The organism is Streptomyces sp. NPDC045701 (assembly GCF_056432045.1).
Map to the genome: position 1 here is coordinate 1 of NZ_JBWKJV010000091.1, position 9,550 is coordinate 9,550.

The following is a 9,550-nucleotide window of genomic DNA, read 5'->3' on the forward strand; positions in this document are numbered from 1 at the left end:
ACACTCTCCCGGCCCGGCAGCTTCTGCCACCCCAGACAAGCCCAACGTAATGAGACCACTTCCTAGCGTGAGCGCAGCCATAAATCGCCACGGAATCAATGATCGCATAAAAATCACCCTACTAATACGCAGGCTAATTCTGCCTACTGCTATTCTTTCCCTCTGCATACCCAGATAACCAGCGAGTAGCCGGGGAGCACTGCTTGCCACCACCATCCCGCGAGACGAGACTTGCCGGCCTGCAACCGCGTGATCGGCCCGGAACCGGATCAACTTGTCGCGGAACGGCTGCAGCGCCCTCGGATAGGCGAGTGCGCGACGCCTCAGAGCTCAAACGATCAACTCGCTTAGTAATCCTAATTGCAAAGGGGAGTAAAGTCACGGACGATAGGGAGAAGGTTCTCGCAGAGCGGGTCCGATTGGAAAATCGGGCTGCGGTCGTCAGGGCCCCGGCCGTCGGGACCCCGGCCGTCAGGGCCCCGGTCGTTTACACTCCCATGACCCCGGCCGGGGTCATGATCCGCGTAGGCGACACCGCTCGCGCCTCCTCCGAGAAGGAGAACCGCGGTGGCAAGCCCGATGAATGTCCGGCGGAACCTTTGCCCATGCCATGACATGGCGACCACTCCCAATCCTGAGGTTGCCTTCCTTCTTATTGTAACCAAATGGCATGCTGAACGGGGCTACAAGGAAATGGTGTACTCCGATCATGGAACAGTGCCGGACCGGCGAGAAGCTAAGCGGCCGGGGCGGGGGTCGCACCCATGGCTGTCGGAGACCGGTTCCGTGACGAGCTCCGGGAGGGCCGCAAGGGCTCCATCGAAATGCAGCCCGGCACCGACATTCCCGGCATCGTCGGCGGCCACGCAACTTTAGTTATTCGAGTCAGAAGCCGGTCGTAGGCGTCGTACTGGTACTACAGCCGTGAGTGTCTGTTGGGTGCGTGACGCGTTGGTCTGTTCGTGGATGCTGAGGGTTCGGTGCGGGTGTGGGCGGGCTGGTTCGAGGAGTTCTTTGCCTCGGTAGCCTGGGTGTTCGGTCGGGTTGGCCGACGGCGGACGGCGATGGCGTATCTGAAGGCGCTCATCGCGCCCATCGAGCGGAAGAACGGCTGGCAGATCGCGGAGTATGCCGGGCATGCGTCGCCGGACCGGGTGCAGTGGTTCCTGGCCCGTTCGGCCTGGCTCGCTGATCAGCTCCGGGACGGGGTGCGCTCGTTTGTGGTGGAGCATCTGGGCCGGCCGGACGGGGTGCTGGTGCTGGACGGGACGGCGTTCCTGAAGAAGGGCCGGATGTCGGCGGGGGTGGCACGGCAGTATGCGGGGATCACCGGGCAGGTCGGGAACTGCCAGGTCATGGTGTTCTGCGCGTACGCCACCGATGCAGGACGGGCCCTGATCGACCGGGAGGCCTGCGTGCCCGCCGGCTGGGCCGGGGACGACGGCCGGTGCACGACCGCGAGGATTCCCCGGCAGCGTGCGAAGGAAGTCGTGACCAAGCCGGAGCTGGGCCGGCGGATGGTGGAACGCTGCCGGCGGGCCGGGGTTCCCTCCGGCTGGGTGGCAGCCGACAGCCTCTGCGGCCAGGACCGCCGGCTCCGCGCCGCGCTCGAACGCCGTCGCATCCCCTACGTCACGGCCGTGCCGGTGAACGGGACCGTGACTACGCCCGGCACCGGACCGCTCCGCGTGGACGCCCTGGCCGCACGGGTGCCGCTGGTGTCCGAACGCCGCTCCTGCGGAGACGGGACGAAAGGTGAGCGCCGCTGCGACTGGGCCCTGGTGGAGGTCACCTGGCCCGGCGGCACGGACAGCGGCGGCGGTCCCCGCCGCGGTTACACGCACCTGCTCCTGGTCCGCCGTTCGGTCACCGGCCCGTCCAGGACGGCCTGCTTCGCCGTCCACGCGCGCGTCGGCACCCCCGTCAGCGAGATCGTCCGGGTGACGGGCCTGCGCTGGTCGGCCGAGGACTGCTCCGAGACCGCGAAATCCGGCTGCGGCCCGGACCACTACGAGGTCCGCACCCGGGACGCCTGGCACCGCCACATCACCCTCGCCCTGGCCGCCCTGGCCTTCCTGACCGTCACCGCCACCCGCACCGACAGCACCGACAGCACCGAGGAGCCACGGCTCCTTGTCCCGGCCGGCCAGGACAAGGAGCCCGAGATGCCCGAAAAGGGGGCAGTCGCCGACTCGCCGGCGAGCTGATCCGCTACAGCGCCGAAGAGATCCGCCGCCTCCTCAACCGCCTCGCCTGGCCCCCGCCGCCCCTCCCGACCGCCCTCGTCATCGCCCAGTCCCTCTGGCGCCGCACCCACCAGACCCGCGCCCGCCGAAGCCACCACACCACCCGCGACCGAAGAGACCGCGAACACGACTCACGACTGTAGTACCGGGGCCTGAACCAGACCCGAAACCAGGCACCACCATACCCCGACACGCCGTCAGATGATCAAACACCCGTTAATGTGACAACGCCCCAACTGCCTCCGTTGGAGTAGACTCACGAGCATCGAGAAGGATTCCTTGTGAATCGGGCAAGGAGGTCTTCATGATGGTGAAGACCGACAAAGCTAACCCGGCGGACGGCATTCAAAACTCAGGACCGTCAGCTGGCAGCAGAATACGGAATAGTTTCCGTCCGTGGCAGAAGTCGTAGCGGGCCCGGCATGCCTAATCTGGTCATTTTGACGGCCGTCGGCGCCGTCGTTGTCTTGATCGTTGCCCTGGCAATGTCCCTGGTCCAGCGGCTCGTCCGGTACGCCACCGCAGAACAGCAACTTCGTGAACGAACTCGGAAACTGGACGAGCGCAACCGCTCACTGGCTTTGCTCCAACAAGTTTCGGCAGCGGCCAACGAGGCCAAGGGGTGGGACGAGGCGCTCGGTACCGTCCTTGCACTTATCGCCCGTAGCATGCACTGGCCAATCGGACAGGCTTGGCTGACATCATCGGCGCTAAACCACGAGACCGATGACAGCCATCTCCTCACGGTGTGCCGTATCCGCTACATCGACGAGCACAGCACGGGACCTCTTAGGGAAATCGCTGATCTTGTGTGCCAAACATCGGGTGGGCTACCGGCAACCGTGCAAGCTACCGGACGGCCCCACTGGGTTCACGACCTCGCGGGTGTCCCAGACATTGCCGACGACTTGACCAGTCACGCGAGCGCCACCGGCCGGCTCGCCGTCCCCGTTCTGGTTGGGGCGGACGTCCCAGCCGTCCTCGACTTTTTAACCCTTGACACTCCCGCCCCAGACGAGCACACGCTGGCCCTGCTGCTCAATCTCGGAGCACAGCTCGGACGGGTATTGGAGCGTGAACGCGCTGCCACCGCCTTGCGGCTGGCCCACCAGGTCGCGGAGGAGGCTACCCGCGGCAAGAGCGCGTTCCTGGCTACGATGTCCCATGAGATCCGCACCCCGCTCAATGCCGTAATCGGCATGACTGAACTGCTGCAGAACACGGAACTGACCTGCGAGCAACGCGGATTTGTCTCCACCATTTCGAGCAGTAGCGAAGCGCTCCTGGCCATCATCAACGACATCCTCGACTTCTCGAAGATTGAGGCGGGCCGACTCGAACTGGAGAGCCGCGCCTTTTTGGTGCAGGATTGTGCGGAGCGTGCCCTGGACCTAGTGGCCGCCCGGGCAGCCGAGAAGTCGCTCGAAATGGCCTGCTTGCTGGATCCCGATGTGCCGCAGGCGGTCATGGGCGACAGCGCGCGCTTGCGGCAGATCCTTACCAATCTGCTAAGTAACGCGGTCAAATTCACCGACGCGGGACACGTCGTGGTGACGGTCAGCTCAGTTGTCGGCCCACCCGAGCAGCACCAGCTGTGCTTCTCGGTCTCGGACACCGGCATCGGCATCCCCGCGGACCGGATGGACCGCCTGTTCAGGGACTTCAGCCAGGTCGACGCCTCCATCAGACGTCGCTATGGGGGAAGCGGCCTAGGCCTGGCGATCAGCAAACGCCTGGCAGAGCTGATGGGCGGGAGAATGTGGGTCGAGAGCCAAGAGGGAGTCGGTTCGACCTTCTCCTTCACCATCTCGGCAGAGCCAACCACGAGCCTCCCGCCGCGATACACTATGGCCACGGACGCCTCTCTGCGCGGCAAGCGGGTCCTGATTGTCGATGACAACGCGATCAACCGCGAAGTCGTCCGCCGCCAGACCACCGCCTGGGGGATGCTGCCACGCGAAACCGGATCCCCGCTCCAGGCCCTTGAATGGGTACGGCGAGGGGACCCGTTCGACCTCGGCCTCTTGGACCTGATGATGCCCGACATGGACGGCATCACTTTAGCCCAAGAGATCCGCCAACAGCGCGGCGCGGAGGCCCTGCCGCTCGTGATGCTTTCGTCGCTCGGCCAGCTCAAGGATGAACCTACAAAGGAGCTGTTCGCAGCCTTTCTACGCAAGCCCATCAAAGCTTCCCAACTGTATGATGCGATGCTCACCGCCCTACACGCCTCCGCCGTGCCCGAGCCGAGCGCGCCGGAAAGAACGCTCTGGCCGCAGCTTCCGCCACTGCAGATCCTGTTGGTCGAGGACAACCTCGTAAATCAGAAGGTCGCTCTCCTGATGCTGGATAAGCTCGGATATCAGGCCGATGTGGCCGGAAACGGGGTCGAGGCACTCGCGGCGCTGGAGCTCACGTCCTACGACGTCGTCCTGATGGACGTCGAGATGCCGGAAATGGATGGCCTGGAGGCCTCCCGCCAGATCCATCGAAAATGGCCCCGCGGCGACCGCCCCCGCATCATCGGCATGACCGCCAACGCCATGCAGGGCGACCGGGAGACCTGCCTGGCGGCGGGCATGGACGACTACCTCGCCAAACCGATCCGCAGCGAGGACCTTGCAGCGGCGCTGGCCCGCACGACGCCCCAGATCCGCCCTGCCGTAGATGATCCAGCCGACCCGACCAGCAGCCGGTCGTGGACGCAACGGTGATCGACGAGCTACGCCACACGCTGTAGGCGACGAGTCGGTGGTCACCGACCTGATCGATGTCTTCTTCGCAGACGCTCCAGCCCAGCTTCGGCGGCTCCACAGTCACGACATCGACGAGCTACGCCGTTCCGCCCACACCCTGAAGTCCAACGGCGGATCTTTCGGGGCGAAGAAACTCCGGGAATTGTGCGCCTAACTGGAGGCGAACGCCCGGGCTGGAGACACCAGCACCGCCGAGGATCTGGCCGCACGCATCGAAGCCGAGTACAAGCGGGTACACGGCCTACTTCAGGCAGGGGAAATGACGTGATCGGTGACAGCGCTCTGGGGTCCTGGTGGCCGACGACGACCCGGTGAACCGCGTTCTGCTATCAACGTTGGTGCAACGGGAAAGCCACCGGTCGGTGCAGGCCGAGAACGGCCAAGTGGCCTGCCAGATCCTCGCCTCCGAGCCGATCGACATCATCCTTCTCGACATCGAAATGCCCGAAGTCGACGGTTACGGCGTGCTGACATCCATCCAGGAGCAGCCCCAGCTACGCGGAGTGCCAGTGATCATGGTTTCCTCGCTCGACGACATCGCCAATGTCGTGCGTGCCATCGAGCTGGGCGCCGACGACTACCTGCCCAAGCCCGTCAACCGGACGCTCCTGCGCGCCCGGATCAACGCCTGCCAGCAGGTCACTACCCCCACCAAGCCCCAGCAGGACCTGCTCTCCAAGCTCGGCATCCCCACTCCCAAGCAGATCGCCGGCCTACAGCCCGCACCAAGCTGACCAGCACGAACACCACCGCCTAGAGACACGCCCTCCAGGCGGCGACAGCCATGTCACCGCAGGTCAGGCCCCACTTTCGGCTCTCTAGGGCGCCGAATTATGTCGAACCCGGGCCGAAGATCATCTCACCCACCGGTCAACGTGACAGCACCCTCATCACGCCCGACGCACCGTAAGCTGAACAGAGACCCATAAACGTGACAACGCCCCTCATAATGTTAGTTATTCACTCGCGTAGCGACATTGGTGAGGTTATGAGCGATCCGGGGATTTCCGGGGGCGATCCCGGGGCAGATAGGGACGCGGCCGTGACCGCGTACGGCTCGCGTGTCTTTGCAGTCGAGCCGAGCGGGGCCGAGCCGATCCCGGCAACGGCACGCCATGGGCGTGCCTTGGATCTGATGTGGACCTGGATCCCGCCGAACATGAAGTTCCCTACCGTGTACATTGGCGTCGTCTCGGTGCTTTACTTCCACCTCGGCTTCTGGGTGGCTACCGCTGCGTTGATGCTGGGCACCATGTTCGGTTCATTGGCACACGGATTACTCAGCAGCCACGGGCCGCTGTACGGGGTACCGCAGATGGTGGCAAGCCGGGTAGCCTTCGGCCGCTCGGGCAATGTACTGCCTGCCGCGCTCAATACACTTGGCGCAGGCCTTGGCTGGTCTACCGTCAACAGCGTCGCCGGGGCGCTCGCCCTGAGATCGCTAACTGGGATGCCGGATCTACTGTGTCTGGGGCTCATGGCAGTTCTGCAGATCACAGTCGCCTACTTTGGGCACAACCTCGTGCACCGTCTCGGCAGGTGCCTCGCGCCTCTAGTGACCCTGGTATTCTTGGCCAGTTCCGTCGTCATGCTGAGTAAGGCCCACCTGACGGGAGAGGCGAGCACCGCAGGCAACTTCAATGGCTTCATGCTCGCCTTCAGCGCGGCCTTCGGCTACGCAGTTGGTTGGAGTCCTTTCGCCGCAGACTACACCCGCTACCTGCCTGCCGAGACCGCGCGGCTTAAGGCCGCTCTATACCCAGCGCTTAGTATCTTCGCAAGCATTTCCTTGTTAGCCGTCGCCGGTGCGGCTTCGGCGACCATCGCCACCGACCAGACCAATCCGCTCGGTGCGTTTACCAGCCATCTCCCTGGTTGGCTGAGTGACATCACCCTGCTCGCCATCGTGGCAGGAACGATCGCGGCCAACGCTATGAACACCTACTCGGGTGCTATCTCGTTCGTTTCACTGTGGCCCAGGCTGCTACCGCGCGTGCCGGTGGTACTGGCCATAGGGTTGATCGGGTTCCTGTTCGCCTGGAGCACTCTCGGCGACGCGTCACGAACCTACGAGGACTTCCTTCTAGTCATCGCGTGTTGGGTGTCATCCTGGCTAGCGGTGACACTCACCGACGAGTGGCTGCGGAATCGGAACGGAGTGTCTCGGCAGGAGGCCCTCCGGCGGATGATGGACCCCGGCTACGAGGTGTGGGCTGGACCAGTGGCGATGGTACTCGGGGCCCCCATCGCGGTCCTGTTCTTCAGCCGCCAGCAGCAGTACACCGGATTCGTCGCCCACGTTGTCCCATCGATCGGCGATCTTACGTTTGTCGTGGCATTCGCGCTCACTGCGGTCCTCTATCTCGCACTCCGCCGACTTTCAGGGCTAGGGCCGGGCAGCCGCTACTGGGCCAAATGACCTCGCGAGATGAAGTGCTGATCCTGGATCCACCGATCGATGGTGGAGGTGGGATGGGGCTGACGCAGAGAGGTGCCCGCTGAGCTGGGAGGATGGGAGCTCTTACGCTTCCATCAGCACTGATGTCCCCGACGATCTTCATTCCGGGGCGGTCGGCGTGGAAGTCGCGGCCGACCAGGTCCGGCGCGGGTGCGGCCGTGGAGTCCTCTCGACCAAGCACCTGCATCTGGCTCTGCACATTGAGCTGAGGGGCCTCGCGTTTTCCGGACAGGGTCTGATCCATCAATTCATGCGGCGAGCCGCAGGTTCTCGAACTCGGCGCGGACTTCTTGGGGTGGCCGGTATCCGATGGCCGAGTGAAGGCGTTTGCGATTGTACCAGAATTCAATGTACCGGGTGACGTCCTGCCGGGCGATCTCCCGGCTCGGGTACGTTACACGGGAGACGCGCTCGTTCTTCAGGGAGCCGAAGAACGATTCGGCCATGGCGTTATCGAAGCAAACCCCTGTGCGGCCGGCGGACCTGCGCAGGCCATGCCGGTTCAGCGTCCCCCCGAACTCGGCCGACATGTAGTTGCTGCCACGATCCGAGTGAAATATCGCACCCTTGGAAAATCTCCGGTTTCGTGCCGCATTGCGGATAGCCTGGGTTATCAGCGGAGTCCGGTAGTGGTCGTCCATTGCGTATCCGATGACTTCCTTCGTGCAGCAGTCGATGACGGTTGCAAGGTAGAGCCATCCCTCGCCCGTCGGTATGTAGACACCTCAGGCACTCAACTTGTCAGGCAGCTGCGGCGAGAGTGGCCGGAAAGGCCGTGTGTTCCTCGAACAGGGTGTGGTGCTGGAGGCAGTGGTAGAGCTGGCCGAGCATGCGGTTGAAGAGGTTGCGCTGGGCGGCGGCGTGCCAGTCTCCGTGGTCGTCACGGCGGCGCCGGTAGTGGGCCTTGGCGCCGGGCGAGGCGGTGATGGAGGCGAAGGCCCAGAGGTAGCCGGCTGCGTTGAGTGGTCGTTCTTGACCCACCGGCGGGTGATGCTCGACTTCTTGCCGGAGGCCCGTGTGATGGGTGAGGCGCCGGCGTATGCCTTCAGGCCGCGGGCGTCCGCGAAGCGGGACCGGTCGTCTCCGATCTCGGCGAGCACCCGGGCGCCGAGCTGGACGCCGAGGCCCGGGGAAGCTGAGGAGGATCTCAGCGTCCGGGTGCTGAGGGAAAGCTTCTTCGACCGCCTCGGCGAGGTCGGCGGCGGCGGTGCAGGCGGCCTCGAGCTGGACCAGGAGCGCGAGCATTTGCCTGCCCAGCGCGTCCTCGATCAGGGGCGGCTGGTGAGCGTAGGCGGCGCGGAAGACACCACGGAGCCGCTCAGCTTCAGCTGTGATGCCGCGCTTGCGGCCGGCCCGCCTGAGCGCGGCTTCCAGTTGCGTACGGGTCAGTCGCGCGGCCCGGGTCGGCGTCGGGGCCGCCTTCATAAGCTCCCGGGCCTCCGGCCGGCACAGACCATTGCGCCAGGGCTCGAAGGCCGCAAGCGCGGCCGGGTAGTACTCCCGTAGCAGCGAACGGAGCTGGTTGGACAGCTGCTGCCGGTTCCAGAGTGAGTCCTGCTGAGCACGGGCGAGGACGGCGACGGCCCGGCCGAGGTCGCTGTCATTGGGCAGCGGCCGGTGGGCGTGCATGCCGGTCCGCAGAATGTTCGCGAGCACCAGGGCATCGCCGGGGTCGGACTTCTTACGGGAGACGGAATGCCGGTCGCGGTAGCGCGCGGCGGCCATCGGGTTAATCGCAAACACTTTGCGCTTGCCGGTCCGCAGCACCGCGACAAGCAGGCCGCGGGAGGTTTCGATTGCGACCGGGACCGGGTCCTCTGCGCTGTCGCCGTACTCGACCAGTAGGTCCAGCAGGATCTTGTAGCCGGTCGCGTCGTCGGTGATGTGCCGCTTGGCCAGAAGCTGGCCGGTCTCGTCGACCAGGGCGACGCCGTGTGTCTTCTCCGCCCAGTCGCTGCCGCAGTAGATCAAGGTCCCTCCCGGTACTGCTGTGTGTTTATGCTGGTCACGAGCTCATGCGGAACCACGCAGCGACCTAATCCCAGGACTCGGCCGCGTTGGCCGGTCCGCCACCTCAGTAGCTGTTCGTG

General features: G+C 64.8%; 6 protein-coding genes and 1 pseudogene. 5 read left to right on the forward strand and 2 right to left on the reverse strand.

The genetic code is table 11. The features are described from left to right. Nucleotides 1-986 precede the first annotated feature (986 nt). From AC07DW_RS32185 to AC07DW_RS32205, 5 genes are all read left to right on the forward strand, one after another. Nucleotides 987-2,207 (forward strand): IS701 family transposase, encoded by a 1,221-nt coding sequence (locus AC07DW_RS32185; protein WP_478861194.1) that lies wholly within the window; start codon nucleotides 987-989, stop codon nucleotides 2,205-2,207. Nucleotides 2,208-2,668: 461 nt separating this feature from the next. Continuing rightward, on the forward strand, nucleotides 2,669-4,960 hold the full coding sequence (locus AC07DW_RS32190) for a response regulator (protein ID WP_478861190.1): 2,292 nt from the start codon (nucleotides 2,669-2,671) through the stop codon (nucleotides 4,958-4,960). Then, entirely contained in the window at nucleotides 4,914-5,156 is a 243-nt protein-coding gene (locus tag AC07DW_RS32195) for an Hpt domain-containing protein (protein ID WP_478861191.1), read from the forward strand. Before AC07DW_RS32190 ends, AC07DW_RS32195 begins: the two co-directional genes overlap by 47 nt. Before the next feature lie 139 nt (nucleotides 5,157-5,295). Beyond that, entirely contained in the window at nucleotides 5,296-5,736 is a 441-nt protein-coding gene (locus AC07DW_RS32200; protein ID WP_478861192.1) for a response regulator, read from the forward strand. A gap of 308 nt (nucleotides 5,737-6,044) precedes the next feature. Then, nucleotides 6,045-7,421, forward strand: coding sequence for a purine-cytosine permease family protein (locus AC07DW_RS32205; protein WP_478861193.1), 1,377 nt, complete (start codon nucleotides 6,045-6,047; stop codon nucleotides 7,419-7,421). 287 nt (nucleotides 7,422-7,708) lie between these two features. Here the strand turns inward: AC07DW_RS32205 and AC07DW_RS32210 are convergent, their stop codons facing one another. Together AC07DW_RS32210 and AC07DW_RS32215 are read right to left on the reverse strand one after the other, a co-directional pair. Beyond that, nucleotides 7,709-8,176: an IS3 family transposase gene (locus AC07DW_RS32210; protein ID WP_478861195.1), complete on the reverse strand. Its 468-nt coding sequence runs from the start codon at nucleotides 8,174-8,176 to the stop codon at nucleotides 7,709-7,711. Nucleotides 8,177-8,201: 25 nt separating this feature from the next. Further along, nucleotides 8,202-9,431, reverse strand: a pseudogene (locus tag AC07DW_RS32215) (IS110 family RNA-guided transposase). Between the last annotated feature and the right edge of the window lie 119 nt (nucleotides 9,432-9,550).